Raw genomic sequence first — 18,564 nt, 5'->3', positions numbered from 1 at the left:
CTGTCGCCGTGGACCTGCGTCATGATCAGAATGGGGAATATCACCGTGCTTCGTACTCGCGGAACGCGTCGCGTCGTCACAGCTCTGGCTGTGGCCGCAGCCGCCGCACTCGTTGTGCCGACCAGCGCATCCGCTCAGCCTCTGGTGCCCATGGCTCCGGCAGATCTGCCGGCTGCTCCGGCCGATCCCGCAGCGCTGATCGCCCAGTTCCTGCCCGCTGCCGGTGAACCCCTGCCCAACCTCTCCGACATCGAGGCACTCGCGTCCTTCGCGCCTGCCATCGTCGGTGCAGCTGCAGGACCGGCCGATGTGGGTGCCGCTCCCGCAGCAGATCTCCTCGGCCAGGCTCGCGCCCTTCTCGAAACCGCGCAGCTTCCGGACCAGGTCAAGTCGCTGCTGGAATCGGTCATCACCTTCCTGGACGGATCCGGCGGCGGCGGGCCCGAACTGCCCGCCGACGGCCCCGTCATCGCACAGTTCCTGTACCCGACCCTGGGCAAGGGCTGCATCTCCGACACCGCAGATTCCGTCGGAACCGCCTTGGCCGTTCCCGGACCGGCCACGTTGCCGCCCCCCGGACCGGCTGCAGGCCAGGCCGGTTTCGTGTTCACCGCCCTCGGCACCGCGCCTCTCGCCGCGCAGCAGTCTGCTCCGCTCACCGTGACGTGGCTCAACATCGACAACCGCCGATCGGGAACCCAGGACTTGACCGGCGCAGCCAAGATCAACGCCGACGGCCCCGCGACGTTGTCGGCAATCGCCGACACCGGCCCCGGTCGCGTGCTGTCCGTGGTGTCCGGATCGATCACCACTCAGTCCAAGGAAGACGCCGCAGCGCCGCCGCGCAGCTGCAACTTCCTGCCGACGATCGGCACGGTCTACGTTCCGTAGCTCACGAGACCACAGCAATTCGCCCCCGGCTTCCTCGAAGCCGGGGGCGAATTGTTTTCGTGCTTATTGGCCGGAGAAAAGACCACCGAATTACACGGATGGTATTCAGACGATGTCGGCACCGGATTTCGACCACTGGCCGTAATCGGACTTCAAGACATTGTTGATATCCACTTTCACTCCACCCACCGTGTCCTTGTCGATACGAATCTGGTGAATGTGCGCTTCGGGATGTACGAACCCCTTCGGGGTCCCCCAATTGTGCTGCCAATACCACTGGCCCAGTCCTGCGACGGACGCCAATTCGATGGTCGGAGAATTTGCGTAGATACCGGTGTTCTCCGCTCCGATCACCGACTGCCAGCCCAAGATGTACGGCGCGATGAGGGTGGCGAACTCGACGGCTGTCGGGTTGTCGTCGATCGATGCGTAGATCGGCCGATCGGACGGGCCACCGGCCGCCAGATGGAGCTCGAGTCCACGTTTCGCATGCTTGACGCCCGCAACGTACCCACCTCGCCAATCCGCGGTGGCACCCTTACCGAACTGGTAGTTCGAGACCACCTCTAGGCCGGCATCGGTGAGGGACTGCGCCTCCGACGCGGTCATCGGCTTGCCGACCATCCAGGTCGCGTCGGGACGCCGATCCGAGACGTAGCGGACAGCTCCGAGATGGCCTGCGCTCTTGATGGCCGACGCCGACGGCACGCCTCCCGCGTAGTCGACGAGCGTTCCCAGCCCCGCGTCGGCATGAGCGGTGGCCGAACCCCACGCAGCCAGGCCGACGGCGGCTGCGGAGCCGGCCGCGGCGTACTTGAACAGTTCACGTCGCGAAACCTGCACAAAATCTCCCATGCCGTTCGATTGCCACGGCGCGCCTACGTAACGAAACGCGCCGTCACTGCTACTTTTCGATGTTTTGTCGTATCCCATCACAAACACATGTGCACCGCCAGCCCCACTGCTCACACCCCACCCGCGTGGCTCGTCGTTCACACATGCAACTCGAGCACCGCGCCCGCAGTCATGAATAGGGTGGGGAGGACGAAGCACGAACGACGCGTGAAGGAGTGGTTGGATATGGGCGTAACACTCGCCAAGGGCGGAAATGTCTCGCTGACGAAGGAAGCACCGAACTTGACCGCGGTCACCGTCGGTCTGGGCTGGGACGTTCGCTCCACCACCGGCGGAGACTTCGACCTCGACGCGAGCGCGATCGGCCTCGGTACCGACAAGAAGGCGCTCAACGACAACTACTTCGTCTTCTACAACAACCTGCGCTCCCCCGACGGCGCGATCGAGCACACCGGAGACAACCGCACCGGCGAGGGCGAAGGAGACGACGAGAGCATCGACGTGGACCTTGCAGCACTGACACCCGAGGTGGATTCCATTGCATTTCCGGTATCGATTCACAACGCGGACGCGCTGGGGCAGAACTTCGGTCAGGTCGTCAACGCCTTCATTCGTGTGGTCGACAAGTCCGACGGCCGCGAACTCGCGCGCTTCGATCTGAGCGAGGACGCGTCGACCGAGACTGCGATGGTCTTCGGCGAGTTGTACCGCCGCGGTGCCGAATGGAAGTTTCGCGCAATCGGTCAGGGCTACGCGTCCGGCCTGGAGGGCATCGTGCTCGATTTCGGCATCGACGTCGGCTGACGCAGGGTGCGCGAGTCCGTCTCGATTGCACAACGGTCTACAGCTGAGCTTGTGACGCCAAGATGATGTGTGGTGATATCAGCGCACACGCAACATCAGCCACATAAGTCACAGGAGTCACACATGTCTCGTCGCCTCAGCCGTCTGGCGGGCGCGCTCGCGCTCTCCTGCGCGGCATTGCTCGCCGTTCCCGCCACTGCGGCAGCGGATCCGGCTCCCGCCGATCCGCTCGCCCGGGCGATCGCCGCATTGCAGGGGCAAGACGGTGCTTCGCTCGCCGCAGCGAATGCCATCGCCGACTCACGCACCCCGGTCGCCGAGAACACCTCCGCAGACCCCTTCGCGGCCCTCGACGCGGCCAACAAGGCTCTCACCGACTTCGGCATCACGCCGTTCTTCTACCCGACCGCTGCGATCAACTGCGCCGCCACACCGGGCGCGCCGCTCGGAATCGTGCCGGGCGTCGCCGGTGGTGCCGGCGGACCGTGGCCCCGGCTGACCGTGCCGCCGATCGCCACTCTGCCCGGCCTGCCCTCGATCCCTGTTCCCGAACTCAACGCGGTGAACAAGGGCGAGACGATGTTCGCATTCGTTCCGGCCGGCATCGTCAACGACTCGGCCGACAAGTCCGGCATGCAGGTGGCGTGGTTCAACGTCAACACCCTGCAGGGCGGCTTCGCAGACTTCGGCGGCCTGGTCACCACCATGGCCCAGTCGATCCTCGACAACTCCGGAATTCCGGCGGAGTTGAAGGACATGGCCCGGCCCCTCGTGGTCAACGCACTCAATGCGTTGCCCGCTGCCGGTGCACGCGCTGTCCCCGTGCAAACCGGATCGGGAACCGTTCTGGCCGCGGTGTTCGGCACCGTGAACCACAAGGCAATCGACGGCTCGGACAAGAGTTGCTTCTTCTTCCCGACGGTCGGCCTGGTGAACGTCGCCTGACTCAGGTCCAATCGAACGATCGAAAAGCCGTGCAGCTCTGCGCTGCACGGCTTTTCGCTGCATCAGGAGCGATCGATGCGGCCGAGCCGACCCAGAACCGCCTGCATCTCGGTGCGCCGCGCGCGTGCGGCCCAGGGACGCAAGCGGTTCCGCCCGCGCATCTGCATGACCGCTCCGGTCACGAGATCTCCGTTGGGCGCGAACCGGACCCGCACCATCTCGTCGAGAGATCGCCTGAAAACGGAGCCGGGGAAACCTCGACGGAACCCGTACGGAAACAGCGGAGCATCGGGTTCGTTGTACTTTCCACCGACGAAAACCGGTCCTGCAGTGCGGAAGTCGCGACTCTGCGCGATGAACCCGTGGAACGCGCGGCCGGCCTCACGCCCGTAATACGAAATTCCGACGCGCCCCGATCCGGTGGCGGTGATCGCACCGAACCGCGCACCTCGCACTCCAGGAGCGGACACCACGACGGGTCTCGACCAGCTGTTCGCGCCGTCGGAAGACCACGAAGCGTGCAGCAATCCGTCCCGGTCCGGCCACAGGGCGTACAGGGCGCCGTCGCAGTCGACAGCGACCGACTCTGGCAGTAGGTACCGGGAAGCGAGCAGCAGAAGGTGCAACGGGTTGTGATATTTGGCGAGCGCCGATCCGGGGACTATGCGGACATCCCAGGTCAAACCCTCGTCGCGGCTGACCGCGACCGCGAAACGACGGCCGTATCGGCCGCCGATGTAGACCGTGCCGTCCGGGCCGACGATACCGGTGCCGAATGCGACGTAGTCCGTACCGGGAAGTCCCGGAATGTTTTTCGGGTCGATGTCGAACCCGCCGGCTACCTCCCATTTGATCCCGCCGTCGTACGAACGCCAGATCACCTGGCGAGTGGCATTGATCAGCGGTCGCACCCGGAGGGCGAACGGCGTGGGAGCGGACAGGTACGTCACGCGAGCAGACGAGGGAGACGCGTCCGGTTGGGACACCCGAGGTCCGGCGAATACCTTGGCACCTGTCCTCGCCTTGGATGCCACCCTCCGGAAGCGCCACGTTTGACCTCGGTCGTCGCTGATTCCGAGGTCGAAGCCCGATCGAAACATGCGCGTCGGTGTCGAGTCGACGCGACCGGCGGTGAGAAACAGCCGGTCGTCGGCATCGTCGAAGTACATGTGCGCTCGGCGGCCGGTGTTCACCGTGCCGTCCGGCACCGATGCTCGCCAGGATTGTCCGAAATCGGAGGACTGCAGAATTCCGACGCCGTCGACGGTGTATGCCGGGGCGAGAAAGACGGTGTTGTCCGCGGCTGTTCCGAGAGTGCAGGCGGACGACCCGTATTCGGTGTAGGAGATATCGGTGGCGTAGTCGGCCGATGCTGCCGCGTTGGTCGAAAAGCGAAGCCCTGCTCGATATCCCGACGCGACCCGCGGTGTCACGACACCCGCCCGCGGCGGCGCGGGCGTCGTGTTATCGGGGCGCGGTGGTGCATTGGATCAGGCTAGCGTCGATTCACGCCGAAAACGCCGAGGCCGATGCAGAAGTCCTGGGCCGAACGTCGTGACAGCTCACAGAACGAAACCGGTCTGTTTCGAGACCGTCGACCGGCGATGCACGCCCTAAGCTTCCGGTGTGCCCTGTGCGATCGCCGAAACTCTGTTGTCGGGCTCTGCGCGTCTCCACCCGGTCGATGCGCAGGCGTACTGGATGGCGTCGAAGGTCCCCAGTGACCAGTTTCTGCTGTACTGCTTCGAGGGAGCGTGCGAACCTCTGGAGTCCACGGTGCGGCGGCTGCGCGTTCGCAGTGCAGCCATCGAGGTGCTGAGTCTGCGAATCACAGAGGTTCCGTTCGGTCTCGAGCGTCCGCACTGGACTGCGATGGACCCCGCCACGGACACGATCAGCGTTCACCCCGAACCCCGGACGTGGCAGGAGTGTCTCGACGCCGTCGCGTCGTCGTTCGAGCGTCAGGTCGACCCGCGACACACGGTATGGCATCTGCACCTGTATCCGAACGTATCGGGTGCTCCTGCGTGTGACGGGCCGAGTCTTGTTGCTGTTCTGCAACTGTCGCACGCAGCCGCGGACGGAACACTGGCCGCCCGAACTGCTCGCGAGCTGTTCGGTACACATTCCGTGCCCTCTCGGCCCGTTACACCGACTGCGGCACCCGCACCCCTGACCGCCGCCGTCGCCGCTCTGACTCTGCCTGTGCGAGTAGTGCGCATGGCTCGCGCCGGCATTCGGGCGCGACGCGACGCACTGCGATTGGAGGAACACACCGCGTCCGGTTCGGTCCCTCCTCCTGCACGTTCTCGCGCGTTGACGACTCTCGACGTTGCGCCTACGGACCGGACGGATCTGCGAACGATCGTGCTGCCCAAGTCGGCTCTCCAGTTCGCCGACACCTCGATCACCGTCACTGCTCTGACCGCCATTTCCGTTGCACTCCAACGGTTCCTCGGCGATTCGGACGATGCTTCGGCCGATCTCGCAGCCGAGGTCACCGTCGCACGGACGGCTGCAGTGGGCGCACGCAACAACTTCGGCAACGTCGGCGTCGGCTTGTTTTCGGCTGAACCGGACCTGCGGACTCGCAGCCGACTCGTGGCCGCAGACCTGGCCGAGCGCAGAGCGCGAGCAGGTCACCCGGTGTCGTTGACAGCCCGCGCATCTCAGAACGAGACAGAACGCCACGTCCCGGCATTCCTGGCGGCGTGGGGAGTCGCTCAGTTCGATCCGACTGCGGTGCCGCCGACCGTCACGGGCAACACTGTTGTCTCCAGTGTTTCGCGCGGTGCAGCGGACCTCACGCTCGGCGGCGGGCCCGTTCGATTCACGGCAGGGTTCCCTGCCCTCTCCCCTGCCATGAGCCTCACGCACGGCGTGCACGGTATCGGCGACACCGTCGCGATCAGCGTGACGTCCAACCGAGCGGCCGTACCGGATCCGGATCGCTACGAGATACTTCTGCGCGATGGCCTCGACGACGTACGTGCCGCGCTGAGTTGAACGCGTCAATGCCAGACAGTTCTCAGCATTTGTCGGGCGTTCGGCTCAGGTTCGTCGGCCACACTCGGTAACCATGAACCAGGAGCAGGTAACCGTACTCGCGGTCGGCGGCACCGGCGAATCGCGTCCGGCCGACCATCGGACCCGCGTCACCGGTCTCCTGTCGTGTGTCGTCGGCGCACTCGACGACCGTTTCGTCGGCCGCTGGGTGGGCTACCCGGCGTCGTACGGGCCCGTTGCGTTCGGGGGACTGAGCTACCGGCACAGCACCGAACTCGGAGTTCGTCGCCTGCGTCGCGCGATCGAGAACACCACTGGGCCTCTCGCTCTGATCGGATATTCGCAGGGAGCCACGGTCGTTCGCGAAGTACTGGGCCTCGTTCACGACGGAATCGTCGACGGCAGCCGCATCGTCGCGGCCGGTCTGGTCTCGGATCCACAGCAGCCGACCGGTGCGGTGCCCGGCTGCACCGGTCGCGGGGTTGCCGGAACCGGGCCGGCTCTGCCGGAGTCGATTCCCACCCATTGGATAGCTCTCGCGTCGGACATGATCTGCAACGCCAGCGACGACAGCCTCGTTCGCGACATCGCCGACCTGACGCGCTGGATGTCGTTCCGCACGCCCAAGACCTGGTTGCGCGAGCTCTGGCTACTCGTGCGCAGCAACAGCTTTCAGAACGCGACTCGCACTCGCCTACGACCGGCCCAGTGGGCGAAGGATGTTCGACGCCTCCGCACCGCGGCCACCGAGGTGTCCGGGTACCTACCCACCTCGCTCGGCTGGAGACGATGGGTGTGGACCAACTCGGGTGGCGGTCGGCACATCGCCTACGCGTCGGAGCCGTACGCAGACGGCCTCACCGGATGCCAGGTTCTCGCCCGCTGGCTCGGCGAGCAAGAGGATCAGCGGCTCGGCCGAGCTCTGCCCGCCGCGCAGGTCGCGTAACGCAGATCAGTCTCGCTTGCAGAGACAGAAGATGTGGCCGACCGGGTCTCGGTACACCCAGAACGACTCGTGCGCGTCGTCGATCAACGTCGCTCCGGCCTCGACGACGAAGTCGCGGGCCTGTTCCATCTCGTCGACGACGAAATCGAGGTGAATCTTGATGCCGTCGTTCGGCCAGTCGACCGGAGTGAAGTCGGGGGCCTTCTGGAAGGCCAACCGCAGTTCGCCCGGACCGTGGACGACCACCCAATCTCCGTCGTCGCGCACCGGTTCCCAGCCGAGGATCGTGCTGTAGAACCGGGCGAGCGTTGCCGGATCGGGACAGTCGAGAACCGTGTAGTCCACGGCGATGACGGGTGCATTCATGTCGGAATCGTAGCGAGAATCACCCGGGTCGGACTATCGATTACTCGCTGCCGATCAACCGCCGACTGCCGGGGCAATGGTCTCGAACCACGCCTCGTGCAGATGCTGCTGCCAGTGGTTCCACCAGTGCACGCCGGTGCCGGTGATCTTGACGTTGGGTCGACCGCCTGCGGCCTGCAACAACGGAACGAATGCCCGACTGCTCATGCCTGCGGCGGTTTCGAGCGGCACCATCTGCGCGAACTTGACGGGGTCGAAGCGGCTGCTGGCCGGGTTGAACACCGGGTCCGTCGCCGGTGAGCCGCTACCCGAGGAGACGAAGACTGCCGTGTTGCGCAACGCGCCGACATTGAGCGACGGATCGTTGCGGATCCAGTCTGCCGACGGCCAGGTACCCCACATGTTGCGCGCGTTGCCGCCCATCTCGCCGACGGCGACCGAGATGCCCTGAGCGAATCCGGGGCTGCTGGCCGTCGGGTAGCCACTGAACGACGCCACCGCCTTGTAGAAGTCCGGCCGGTGAGCCGCCAGGTTCAGTGCCGAGGTGCCGCTCATCGACAGGCCGGCCACGGCGTTGTTGACGTTGTCGCTACCGAAACGATCGGCCATGAAGGGCGGCAATTCCTGGGTCAGGAACGTTTCCCACTTCACCCGTCCGAGCTTGGGGTCGTCGCGCTGCCAGTCCGAGTAGAAGGTTCCGCCGCCGCCGAACGGAATGACCACGTTGACGTGCTTGTCGGCGAAGAAGCTCTCGACGTCTGTTTCGATGAGCCAACCGCTGTTGTCCTCGGGCGCACGCAGCCCGTCGAGCAGATACAGCGTGGGTGCAGGGCCGCCACCGGCAGCTCGGAGCACCTTGATCGGGATGTTCTTGTCCATCGACGGCGAGTAGACGTAGACCAGCTCGGAGTCGGCTTTCGCCACACCGGTCCCCATCAGCACCGTTGCCATCGTGGCGACCATGACCGCTACCAGAGCGAGCACCGTACTTCGTAACCGACCGCGCATCGAGATTGTCCCCTTGTTCGTATCCAGCCCCACCGTCCCGGGGAGGGTAACAGCTCGGTCACGGTAATGCGTCCTCTAGCGCGACGGGCTGTCGACGATCCACCAGGCCGCGTACGGCGGCAGCCATAACGATCCGTTCCCGTCGACCGCCAGGTCGTGCTGCGAGAGCACCTCGGTGGGGGCCGGGATGCCGAGCTCGATCAACTGCGCATGGGCGAACGGGCGGTGCTGAGAAGTGACGTTGTAGAGCCCCACCAGGGTGCCGCTGGGATGACGTCTGCGCACCACGAGCAGGCCGTCGTCGGATTCGGTCTGGACGTCGACCGGCGCCTCGGCGTGCAACATCGGTAGACCGGAGCGCACCTTCGCGATGCGAGCGATGCCGTCGAACACTCGTTGGGCGTCGCTCCCCTGCTGAAATCGGCCGGCGCGGTCGGCGTCGGTGACGCGGGGTCGATGCACCCATCTGTTGTCCTCGGCATGAGCTGGTTCGTCTGCCCAGTTCGGGTCTCCCGGGGAGCCGAGCTCGTCACCGCTCCACACGACGGGAATGCCGCCCCATCCGGCAATGATGGCGTGCGACAGAAAGATTCGCCCGAACGCGCCGTCGGGATCCAGGCGGGCCGGGCCCAGACCGGTGAGCGCGGCTGCGGTTCCACTGATCCGGCGATCCCCGGTGTCCGGATTGTACTGGAACACAAGCCCTTCGGCCCAGGAACCATCGAACTCGCCGGAGTACCAGTCGGCCAGAAAATGCCGATGGCCTGCACCCGACAGTCCGAGCGACGCTGCGTCACCGTCGTCGATGGCCCAGCCGATGTCGTCGTGGCATCGCACGTAGGTCACCCAGGTGCCACTCGGTGGCGTGGGCGGTAACGACGCCAGGGCATGACGCGCCAAAGCCGTACTGCCCGTCGCCAACATCGACCAGACCTGCACCATCAGCGAGTTGTGGTAGGCGATGTCCGATACTCGCCCGGTGTGTCTGCCCTGCCCCAGATACGGCAACAGATCGCGTGGGCCGACGATTGCTTCGGCCTTGAAGAGCGTTGCCGGAGCGGCAAGGCGAGCGGTCGCTCGGAGAGCCTGGGTGACCGCATGCACTTCGGGCTGGTTCTGGCAATTGGTGCCGAGCCGCTTCCACAGAAATGCGATCGCATCGAGGCGGAGCACTTCCACCCCGAGATTGGCCAGGTGCAGCACGATGCTCGCGAACTCCTCCAGCACAGCCGGATTGGCCCAGTTCAGATCCCACTGCCACTCGTTGAACGTGGTCCACACCCACTCGCCGAGTTCGTCGTCGAACGTGAAGCTGCCCGGCGCGAAGTCCGGAAATACCTCGGGGAGGGTGCGCTCGTAGGAATTCGGGGTCGTCCGATCGGGGTAGATCAAGAAATAGTCGCGGTACACGGGATCGCCGGCTCGCGCCTTGACAGCCCATTCATGTTCGCGAGCAACGTGATTGAGGACCAGGTCGACCACCATGCTGATACCACGTCCGCGCAAAGTCTCGGCGAGAGTACGCAGATCCTCGTTGGTGCCCAGATCTTCTCGCACCGCGCGATAGTCCATCACTGCGTAGCCGCCGTCGTTGTCGCCCGGCCGCGGTCGAAGCAACGGCATCAGATGCAGGTAGGTGACACCCAGATCGGTCAGATGATCCAGTCGTTCACCGACTCCGCGCAGCGTCTCGCCGTAACGGTCCACATAGCAGGCGTAGCCGAACATGTCCGGCTGCTGAAACCAATCGGGTTCGAGCAGTCGACGCTGATCGAGTCTGTGCAGATCCTCGGACCGTTCCGCGTACGCACGGGTGGCGATCTCCACGAGCGTGGCAGCCACTGCATCAGGGTCGGGGTAGACAGCCGTGACGGCGTCGTGCAGATCGGGAAACCACTGTTCGAGGCGGAGCTCGAACGTCTCGCGTCGATGGGCGGGCAGTTCGGCGAGGATGTCGCGGGTGACGTCTGAGACCGTGGTGTGCGCCATGGACTCATCATGGCATCGAGCAGTCGCTGCCGACGCGCATACATCCCGACTCCCTGGGGTACTGCCGCAGCATGTCATTGCTGAGCCGCACGGTGGACACGATTCTCGACAGAGCCGTCGTTCCCGGCTACTCCCGAATCGGTGCCAGGGTGCGTCGGCGATTCTGGGCCGCCGATCCGTTACCGTTCGCCTCCCCCATCGACATGGTGGTGACCGGCGCATCCTCGGGGTTGGGAGCAGCTACCGCGAAGCAGCTCGCCCGCCTCGGAGCGCGGGTGCACCTGGTCGGACGATCGGCCGAGCGACTCGACGCCGCCGCTGCTGCCATCCGAACCGAAGTGCCCGACGCCTCTCTCGTGGTGCGTGAGTGCGATATCAGCGATCTCGATTCGGTGGCGGCCCTGATCGCGGCATTGGCGTCCGAACTGACATCGGTGCATGCACTCGTGCACTGCGCCGGGGTGATGCCGGACGAGCGGCGGTTGTCGGCACAGGGACACGAATCCGCTTTCGCCACCCATGTTCTCGGACCGGTAGCACTGACGGTGGGACTGAGAGAATTGTTCGACGCCGGATCGCGGGTGGTGTTCGTATCGAGCGGCGGCATGTATGCGGTGCCGCTGCAGAACCCGGACTTCGAGTACGAGAACGGCAAGTACTCCGGCATGACGGCGTACGCCAGAACGAAACGAATGCAGGTGGTGGTGGCCGAGCAACTGGCCGAACGCTTTTCACTCGAGGACGATCCGGTGGTGCACAGCATGCACCCGGGCTGGGCGTCCACGCCGGGCGTCACCGGCTCCATGCCACTGTTCGATTCGGTGATGAAGCCCATTCTGCGCAGCGCCGACGACGGTGCCGACACCATCGTCTGGCTCGTGGCCGCCGATCCCGCGTTGACCAGCACCGGCACATTCTGGCACGACCGAGCGCCGCGGCCGACGCACTATCCCTCCTGGCGCGGAGATTCCGCGCGGGTGCGAGATGCATTGTGGGCGAATGTGGTCGAGGCAACGGGAATCGAGATCTGACGTCAGTTACGGCTCGACTGCCGGCCGCTTTCGCCCACCGACCACGTTCCGAACGAGTATCAGCAGTGTCAAGCTGGTACCCCAGCCCAGCATGCACAGGATGACGCCCACACCTGACTGCCCGGTGACGTCGGTGCTCGCGTCGATGCAGAACGCCGTCGAGAACCCAGCGGTCGTACCCAGCGCAGCGACGTGTCCGCCGGTATTCGCCCATCGCGACAGATGCGCGGCAAGCAGGCACAGCAACACCACCGTCGCCCCGCACGCGGCTACTTGCCAGGACGGGAACGCGTTCGGGGCCGGGAGACCCGGTCCACGGAACTCGCCCCGGTAGTCGGCAGACCAGCTCAGCCACCCTGCACACGCGACGAAACCCGCTGCGACAGCAATCGATCCGGTGGCCCACAGCCCCATAGATCCCTTCCCCGGCCCCTCTCTCAGTCTCGAGAACAGAGCCCACAGAAGGAGCGCCCAGAAGGTCGACGGCACGCCGACGAAAACGAAGACTATCCACAGAAACTGAGACCACGAAAAGTCGACTGCCATGACCCGACGCTATCCGACTCACCGCGAGCCTGGCCCCGATCCGAAGAGCCCGATCGACGTCACAGACCCAGCAGGTCGGCCGATCTGCGCAGCCGCATAAGGACCTGAAGATCGAGAGCATTGTCCGGGTCGCGCCAGTGCGTTCCGATCAGACGGTCGATGGCGTCGAGTCGTTGATAGAGCGTGTTGACATGCACCCCGAGAGCCGACGCGGTTGCCGAATGATGGCGTCCACGCGCCAGATAGGTCGAGAGTGTCTCCATCAGCGGAACCCCGCGCTTGTTCTGCTCGGCCAACAGCGGACCCAACTTTTCCTGCGTGAGTTCGTCGAGATGTTCACGCGCCAAGTGGCTGAGCAGAATTCGATAGATTCCCAGCCCCCGCGCCGAACATGCTTCCCCCTCGCGGCCGAGGGTGACCAACACGTCGACGGTCTGCCGAGCTTCCCGATAGCCCTTTGCCAGCGCCTCGGGTCCGGTGCTCGGCTCAGAGATTCCGACGGTGGTGCCGGCGAGGAACATCGGTGTGACCGTCGCCGAATCGCGCGCGGGCACCACCACGATCAGGCTCGAACCTTGCTCCGCGACAACAGATCCTGTCGGGAATCGGCCGAGCTTGGTTCTCGACGCACCCTGCGCGACGGCTACACAGTAGGACATGTCGGGGGCAAGTCCGGCCAAATGGAGTTGTCGCCGTTCGGCATCCGGAGTGGACGCCGGGTGCGAGAGCAGGTCCACCAGGAACGCATCCTGGGCGCGCCGCGCGGAATCGGCGGCGGCTCGCTCCTCGGCAAGTGACAGGGCAACTGCAGGCGCGGCTCGGTCGAGCAGCAGACGCGTCCTGGCATCGTCCGGTCCGATCGAGATCAGCGCGCCGAGGAATTGACCGGCTGCGGCCACCCGATGAGCCGTCATCGACGGCGTCGACACGGTGTCCTTGCCGTCGCCACACATGCGTAGCAGTTCGTCGACCTCCGCCGAGTGGACCGCCAGTGCCGCGGGAACCGCAGCGGCATCCGGAACGAAGTACGCCGGACGCTCGGTCAATACAGCAATCTCGCGCACCAGTGTTCGTACGCCGCCGCCGCGCAGGACCACCTGGGTCAACGTTCGGTCCCACTGCAGTGTCTGTTCGAGTTCGGCTGTGCGTTCGGATAATTCGGCATTCAGCGTCTCGAGCCGGTCGATGGTCCGAACGTTCTCGATGGCGATGGCCGCGTGCGCGGCCAGCGCCGAGAGCAGGGCGATCTCACTGTCTGCGAAGTCGCGTTCCTGGCGCTTGCATGCAAACAGTGCGCCGATCACTCGATCGCCCACCCGCAACGGCACGCCGAGCAGACCGCGCATGTTCTCCGAGCGGGCCGCGCTGTCCGCACCAGTAATGTGCTGGAACGCCGGCTCGCTCTGGTAGTCGGGGGTCCACGACGGCGACGCACTGCGCACGATGAGTCCGACGAGCCCTGCATCCTGTTCGAGCCGAAGACCGACGAGCCTAGGAGTCAGGGCTCCGCTGGTGACGTCGATGACGAACTCGTCTCCCTGTACGGACCCCATGTAGGCGAGGTCGACACCGAGAAGCCTGCGTGCCTGATCGACGACCTCTTGGAGAAGAGCACGGTTGTCGCGCACCGTCGTCAGTCGCACCGCGATGTCGTTGAGTGCCGCCAACTCCGTGCTGCGTTGACGTCGCTGATCCAGCAGGGCGCGTAGCCGGAGAGCTGCGTGCGCTTCGGCACCTGGAAATGCCTTCCGGTGCTCCTCGAGACGATCGATCGACGCGTCGTCGAGCAGAAGTTCCATCCATGACTTCTCCGCGGACATAGAGAGAACCTACATTGGCCGAGACCCAGCTCACAGCTAGAGTCGAGAACATGACCCTCGTCGAACAACTGTCCGAGGCCTTGCCCACCGATCGCATCGTGGTCGACCCGGACGTCATCGCCTCCTACCAGCACGACGAGGCGGAGTGGGCCCCGTATTCGCTGCCCGTTGCCGTCGTGCGTCCTCGTACCGCCGAGGAGGTGCAGACCGTCGTACGAGCCTGTCTCGCCCACGGAACGCCGATCGTCACTCGCGGGGCGGGCACCGGCTTGTCCGGCGGAGCCAACGCCACCGAAGGCTGCGTCGTGCTCGCGCTCGACGGGATGGACACCATCAAGGAGATCGACGTACTCGAGCGTTATGCCGTCGTCGAACCCGGAGTCGTCAACGATCACCTCAGAGCAGCCGTCGCAGAGCAGGGCCTGTGGTATCCGCCGGATCCAGCCAGTGCGCCGTGGTCGACGATCGGCGGCAACGTGGCCACCAACGCCGGTGGGCTGTGCTGCGTCAAGTACGGCGTCACCCGCGACTACGTCATGGGAATGCAGATCGTCACCGGTACCGGAGAATTGGTACGACTCGGGCGTAAGACCGCGAAAGGCGTTGCTGGATACGATCTTGCGGGTCTGATGGTCGGATCCGAAGGAACTCTCGGAATCATCACCGAGATCACGGTCAAGTTGCGCCCGCTGCAGGATCCACAACGCACCGTCGCCGGCTACTTCGACAGCATCGTCGATGCCGGACGTGCCGTGGCCGCAGTGGCCGCCGCCGGATTGACGCCGTCCGCGCTCGAGCTGATCGACAAGCAGTGCCTCATCGCCGTCGACGCCTGGAAGAACATGGGCCTGTCGGTCGAGGCCAATGTGGTGTTGCTCGGTCGGATCGACGATCCAGGGCTCATCGGAGACCAGCAGGCCGAGAAGATGCTGACGTGCTTCGACGAGGCCGGAGCCACCTGGTCTGCGGTATCGACCGATCAGGAGGAGGCCGACGCCCTGTTCTCTGCTCGGCGGTTGGCGTATCCCGCGATGGAGCGACTCGGACCGGTATTGACCGAGGACGTCTGTGTGCCGAAGAAGCATGTGCCCGACATGCTGTCGCGTATCGAACAGATCGGCCTACGATACGAGACGACGATCGCCAACATCGCCCATGCGGGCGACGGAAACCTGCATCCGTTGCTCATCACCCCGCACGACGACATCCCGGCGCGCGAGCGCGCGCAGGCCGCCTTCGCCGAGATCATCGACGCTGCACTGGAACTCGGAGGCACTGTCACCGGCGAACACGGCGTGGGACTGCTCAAGATGGACGGACTGGCACAGGAGCTGGACCCAGTTGTGCTGGACATGCACCGCGCAGTGAAAAAAGCACTCGATCCGCACGGAATCCTGAACCCGGGCAAGGTATTCGCACCCTGAGATCGCAGCCTCCCAAGCCCTGGGACGATGGACCTATGACTAGCAAGCTGACCATGGACTTCGGCTCTGCGTTGCCCATCGGGTGGACCGAACTCGACCGAAGCGTGACATCGGAGCATTGGTCGCTGTTCGACAAAAAGTTCGGGTTTCGGCCCGGGACCAAACCTGACTCGTGGCCGGCCATTGCTGAGCCTGCCCCGTCGATGACATTCGACCTCGACGCAGACACCGTACGCACGATGGCCTCGTGGTCTGCGAGAGTCGACGCAGTCAATGCGGAAGCCCTGCGCTGCTTCGTCACCGAATTTGCGGATGACCCCACGTTTGTGGTCCTGGACTGGCAACACCCCTGCTACAACTTCGATGCCCAAGCGCACGCCGATGCGGCCGAGAACGCCGAGTGGCGGGTACCCGTCTACCCGGACGGCGACTACTACATCTTCGCCCGCGACGAATTCACCGAGGGGACCTTCGGTCACCCGTGGGAACGCACCTTGTGTGTCTTCGGACCGCGCATGGTCGCCACCCTCGGGCGCACCTTGGCGACGTGGCTCCCCACGATCCGGGTCGACGGGCGACGGGTCGCGGATCGATAGCCGATCCGCTCGGCGTCGAGACGACTTGCCGCTCCGGATCCACTCGGTCGTCAGTGCGAGACCGGCGCTCCCGCATCACTGCTCGTGCTGTCACCCACCGTGCGACGGTGCAGCGCGAGCACCAGCCCGACGGCCACCATCATGACGCCGCCGACGACCCACAGTCCGGCGCGGGCGTTCCCTGTCGCGTCGAGTAGCCAGCCCGTCACGTACGGCGCGCCGAAGCCGGACAGGTTGCCCACCGAGTTGATGATCGCAATGCCCGCGGCCGCGCCTGCCCCGGTGAGGAATGCACTGGGCAGGTACCAGAACACCGGCAGCGCGCAGAACACTCCGACTGCGTTGACCGTCACGGCGATCATCGTGGTGAACGGCGAATCCATGTACAGCGCAAATGGTATGGAGACCGCGCCGATCAACGTGGGGATCGCGACATGCCAGGTGCGCTCACCCGTCCGGTCCGAATGCCTGCTCCACAACACCATGGCGAGGGCACCCACCGCGAACGGAACCGCGACGATCAGCCCAGTTGTCACGAGGGAGAAGTTGGCATCGAACGTCTTCTTGAAACCGGCGACGATGCTGGGTAGGAAGAAGCTCAGCGAATACAGGCCGTAGGTGATCCCGAAGTACACCAGTCCGAGCATCCATACCCGTGCGTCGGTGAGAGCCCGCTTGACCGAGCCGGTGATGTGCGCGCTCTTCGACGACCCCTCGGACTCCAATTCCGCTGTCAACCAACTCTTCTCGTCGTCGTCCAGCCATGTGGCCTGCGACGGCCGATCGGTCAGGTAGAACCAGGTGATCACCCCGAGAACGATTGCCGGGAGGCCCTCGAACAAGAACATCACGCGCCAACCGGAGAGTCCGAACAGTCCGTCCCAGTACTGAATGATCGCGCTCGACAGAGGCGCACCCAGCGCCGAGGAGACCGGCAGAGCCAACATGAACAGGCCCATCAGCCGAACTCGATAGGCCCGCGGGAACCACATCGTCATGTACAGCAGGACACCGGGGAAGAAGCCGGCCTCGGCGATGCCGAGAACGATGCGGAGTCCGTACAGCCAGCCCGCTGTGGGTACGAATGCCATGGCGGCGGCCACGATTCCCCACGAGACCATGATGCGTGCAATCCAGCGGCGCGCGCCGAACTTGTGCAGGGCCAGGTTGCTCGGCACCTCGAACAGCAAATAGCCGATGAAGAACAGCCCGGACGCCAATCCGAACATCGTCTCGGTGAGCCCCAGCTCGTCGCTCATCGTGAGCTTGGCCAGCCCGATGTTGGTGCGATCGAGATAGTTGACGAAGTAGGCCACCCCGAGGAACGGAATGATGCGTCGAGCGACCTTCTTGACCACCCTGGTTTCGATCTCGGGCTTCGTCGTGATTGCAGGCATGGGCTCGGCTTTCCATCGAACGGAAGTGACTTGGACCACACTAGGGAACCATCAGGCAAGGGTCTATGGAGAAACCACCCATCGAAGACGGAGATACGAGGGCGAAGTCTCCAACGCTCGACGAGGGTTGCCGTGTTGCAGTCGAATGCCCACGCTGCGATCCTGTGCTTGTGCGAGTAGCTCTCATTGCCGATATTCACGGCAACATCGCGGCGCTCGACGCCGTCCTCGAAGACATCGAACGGCAACGCGTCGATTCCGTGGTGAACCTCGGCGATCTGCTCTCCGGCGGACTGCATCCGCGCCGAACTGCGGATCGATTGATGGCACTGGGTTTCCCCACCATCGCCGGCAATCACGATCGCTACCTCCTCGAGCAGGAGCCCGATTCAATGGGCAGTTGGGATCGGCATGCCCACGATCGACTCGACGACGAGCATCGACGTTGGCTGGGTTCGCTCCCGTTCTCGCTGGAGCTGGGTAACGGAATCCTCGCAGTACACGGAACACCCACCGATGATCAGCAGTACTTCCTGCACTCGGTGGACCCTCACGGCTCTCGCGAGGCAACCGAGGTCGAAATCATCGAAAGGGCAGCAGGTTTCACGGACCGATCTGTCATCGCCTGCGGCCACACCCATCTGCAGCGCCAGTGGACACTCCCCAGCGGCACGCTCGTCGTGAATCCGGGCAGCGTCGGCGCGCCCGCGTACGACGACGATCAGCCCTACCCCCACGTCATGGAATCGGGGTCTCCACACGCCCGATACGCAGTGCTGGACGATCACAGCACGGGCAGCTGGACGGTGTCGTTCGAGCGCGTCGAGTACGACCACATCGGTGCCGCCGACGATGCCCGCGCGCACGGAATGACCGATATCGCCGACGCGCTTCTCACCGGTTTCGTCGGTCCCGCGCCACGCGAGCAGTCACACTGAGC

General features: G+C 64.8%; 17 protein-coding genes. 9 read left to right on the top strand and 8 right to left on the bottom strand.

The annotated features are described in order from the left end of the window. Positions 1-30 precede the first annotated feature (30 nt). Complete coding sequence (locus ASH04_RS04725; protein WP_052073689.1) at positions 31-891, top strand: Rv1157c family protein; 861 nt, start codon at positions 31-33, stop codon at positions 889-891. Positions 892-996: 105 nt separating this feature from the next. On the opposite strand, the gene ASH04_RS04720 is transcribed toward ASH04_RS04725, so the two are convergent. Beyond that, complete coding sequence (locus ASH04_RS04720; RefSeq protein ID WP_057472831.1) at positions 997-1,746, bottom strand: DUF1906 domain-containing protein; 750 nt, start codon at positions 1,744-1,746, stop codon at positions 997-999. Between the two features lie 225 nt (positions 1,747-1,971). Here ASH04_RS04720 and ASH04_RS04715 point away from each other — a divergent pair, with 225 nt between their 5' ends. Continuing rightward, positions 1,972-2,550: a TerD family protein gene (locus ASH04_RS04715; protein ID WP_057472830.1), complete on the top strand. Its 579-nt coding sequence runs from the start codon at positions 1,972-1,974 to the stop codon at positions 2,548-2,550. 123 nt (positions 2,551-2,673) lie between these two features. After that, a complete protein-coding gene (locus ASH04_RS04710; protein ID WP_057472829.1) occupies positions 2,674-3,495 on the top strand; it encodes a hypothetical protein in 822 nt (273 codons plus the stop codon). A gap of 62 nt (positions 3,496-3,557) precedes the next feature. On the opposite strand, the gene ASH04_RS04705 is transcribed toward ASH04_RS04710, so the two are convergent. Further along, positions 3,558-4,928, bottom strand: coding sequence for a sialidase family protein (locus ASH04_RS04705; RefSeq protein ID WP_057472828.1), 1,371 nt, complete (start codon positions 4,926-4,928; stop codon positions 3,558-3,560). A 193-nt stretch (positions 4,929-5,121) separates the two neighbouring features. Between ASH04_RS04705 and ASH04_RS04700 the strand changes: the two genes are divergently transcribed. Beyond that, entirely contained in the window at positions 5,122-6,501 is a 1,380-nt protein-coding gene (locus ASH04_RS04700; RefSeq protein WP_057472827.1) for a WS/DGAT domain-containing protein, read from the top strand. Positions 6,502-6,574: 73 nt separating this feature from the next. Then, a complete protein-coding gene (locus ASH04_RS04695; protein ID WP_057472826.1) occupies positions 6,575-7,447 on the top strand; it encodes a PE-PPE domain-containing protein in 873 nt (290 codons plus the stop codon). A 6-nt stretch (positions 7,448-7,453) separates the two neighbouring features. Here ASH04_RS04695 and ASH04_RS04690 read toward each other — a convergent pair whose 3' ends face one another. The 3 genes from ASH04_RS04690 to ASH04_RS04680 all read right to left on the bottom strand — a co-directional run bounded on the left by ASH04_RS04690 (position 7,454) and on the right by ASH04_RS04680 (position 10,810). After that, complete coding sequence (locus ASH04_RS04690) at positions 7,454-7,813, bottom strand: VOC family protein (protein ID WP_032365346.1); 360 nt, start codon at positions 7,811-7,813, stop codon at positions 7,454-7,456. 54 nt (positions 7,814-7,867) lie between these two features. Further along, on the bottom strand, positions 7,868-8,821 hold the full coding sequence (locus ASH04_RS04685; protein ID WP_032369664.1) for an alpha/beta hydrolase: 954 nt from the start codon (positions 8,819-8,821) through the stop codon (positions 7,868-7,870). Positions 8,822-8,896: 75 nt separating this feature from the next. After that, on the bottom strand, positions 8,897-10,810 hold the full coding sequence (locus ASH04_RS04680) for an alpha-amylase family protein (protein WP_057472825.1): 1,914 nt from the start codon (positions 10,808-10,810) through the stop codon (positions 8,897-8,899). Between the two features lie 71 nt (positions 10,811-10,881). Between ASH04_RS04680 and ASH04_RS04675 the strand changes: the two genes are divergently transcribed. After that, complete coding sequence (locus tag ASH04_RS04675; RefSeq protein ID WP_057472824.1) at positions 10,882-11,841, top strand: SDR family NAD(P)-dependent oxidoreductase; 960 nt, start codon at positions 10,882-10,884, stop codon at positions 11,839-11,841. Between the two features lie 6 nt (positions 11,842-11,847). On the opposite strand, the gene ASH04_RS04670 is transcribed toward ASH04_RS04675, so the two are convergent. Further along, positions 11,848-12,387: a hypothetical protein gene (locus tag ASH04_RS04670; RefSeq protein ID WP_057472823.1), complete on the bottom strand. Its 540-nt coding sequence runs from the start codon at positions 12,385-12,387 to the stop codon at positions 11,848-11,850. A gap of 59 nt (positions 12,388-12,446) precedes the next feature. Then, positions 12,447-14,186, bottom strand: coding sequence for a helix-turn-helix domain-containing protein (locus ASH04_RS04665; RefSeq protein WP_032365484.1), 1,740 nt, complete (start codon positions 14,184-14,186; stop codon positions 12,447-12,449). 71 nt (positions 14,187-14,257) lie between these two features. Here ASH04_RS04665 and ASH04_RS04660 point away from each other — a divergent pair, with 71 nt between their 5' ends. Together ASH04_RS04660 and ASH04_RS04655 are read left to right on the top strand one after the other, a co-directional pair. Next, complete coding sequence (locus ASH04_RS04660; protein ID WP_057472822.1) at positions 14,258-15,631, top strand: FAD-binding oxidoreductase; 1,374 nt, start codon at positions 14,258-14,260, stop codon at positions 15,629-15,631. A 35-nt stretch (positions 15,632-15,666) separates the two neighbouring features. After that, a complete protein-coding gene (locus ASH04_RS04655; protein ID WP_057472821.1) occupies positions 15,667-16,227 on the top strand; it encodes a DUF2716 domain-containing protein in 561 nt (186 codons plus the stop codon). Between the two features lie 50 nt (positions 16,228-16,277). On the opposite strand, the gene ASH04_RS04650 is transcribed toward ASH04_RS04655, so the two are convergent. After that, entirely contained in the window at positions 16,278-17,624 is a 1,347-nt protein-coding gene (locus tag ASH04_RS04650; RefSeq protein WP_057472820.1) for an MFS transporter, read from the bottom strand. Positions 17,625-17,794: 170 nt separating this feature from the next. Here ASH04_RS04650 and ASH04_RS04645 point away from each other — a divergent pair, with 170 nt between their 5' ends. Then, the gene (locus tag ASH04_RS04645; RefSeq protein ID WP_057472819.1) at positions 17,795-18,562 is read left to right on the top strand and encodes a metallophosphoesterase family protein; all 768 of its coding nucleotides are present in this window, start codon (positions 17,795-17,797) and stop codon (positions 18,560-18,562) included. Positions 18,563-18,564: the final 2 nt, after the last annotated feature.

The organism is Rhodococcus sp. Leaf233, from assembly GCF_001426165.1.
GTDB classification, from domain to species: domain Bacteria; phylum Actinomycetota; class Actinomycetes; order Mycobacteriales; family Mycobacteriaceae; genus Rhodococcoides; species Rhodococcoides fascians.
Note: the sequence above shows the minus strand (reverse complement) of the source record. Positions and strands in the feature narration are given on the sequence as shown.

Bases quoted from the DNA above. Each gene is read 5' to 3' on its own strand.
- ASH04_RS04725 (WP_052073689.1), top strand. From the start codon at position 31: ATGGGGAATATCACCGTGCTTCGTACTCGCGGAACGCGTCGCGTCGTC.
- ASH04_RS04720 (WP_057472831.1), bottom strand. From the start codon at position 1,746: ATGGGAGATTTTGTGCAGGTTTCGCGACGTGAACTGTTCAAGTACGCC.
- ASH04_RS04715 (WP_057472830.1), top strand. From the start codon at position 1,972: ATGGGCGTAACACTCGCCAAGGGCGGAAATGTCTCGCTGACGAAGGAA.
- ASH04_RS04710 (WP_057472829.1), top strand. From the start codon at position 2,674: ATGTCTCGTCGCCTCAGCCGTCTGGCGGGCGCGCTCGCGCTCTCCTGC.
- ASH04_RS04695 (WP_057472826.1), top strand. From the start codon at position 6,575: ATGAACCAGGAGCAGGTAACCGTACTCGCGGTCGGCGGCACCGGCGAA.
- ASH04_RS04690 (WP_032365346.1), bottom strand. From the start codon at position 7,813: ATGAATGCACCCGTCATCGCCGTGGACTACACGGTTCTCGACTGTCCC.
- ASH04_RS04685 (WP_032369664.1), bottom strand. From the start codon at position 8,821: ATGCGCGGTCGGTTACGAAGTACGGTGCTCGCTCTGGTAGCGGTCATG.
- ASH04_RS04680 (WP_057472825.1), bottom strand. From the start codon at position 10,810: ATGGCGCACACCACGGTCTCAGACGTCACCCGCGACATCCTCGCCGAA.
- ASH04_RS04675 (WP_057472824.1), top strand. From the start codon at position 10,882: ATGTCATTGCTGAGCCGCACGGTGGACACGATTCTCGACAGAGCCGTC.
- ASH04_RS04670 (WP_057472823.1), bottom strand. From the start codon at position 12,387: ATGGCAGTCGACTTTTCGTGGTCTCAGTTTCTGTGGATAGTCTTCGTT.
- ASH04_RS04665 (WP_032365484.1), bottom strand. From the start codon at position 14,186: ATGGAACTTCTGCTCGACGACGCGTCGATCGATCGTCTCGAGGAGCAC.
- ASH04_RS04660 (WP_057472822.1), top strand. From the start codon at position 14,258: ATGACCCTCGTCGAACAACTGTCCGAGGCCTTGCCCACCGATCGCATC.
- ASH04_RS04655 (WP_057472821.1), top strand. From the start codon at position 15,667: ATGACTAGCAAGCTGACCATGGACTTCGGCTCTGCGTTGCCCATCGGG.
- ASH04_RS04650 (WP_057472820.1), bottom strand. From the start codon at position 17,624: ATGCCTGCAATCACGACGAAGCCCGAGATCGAAACCAGGGTGGTCAAG.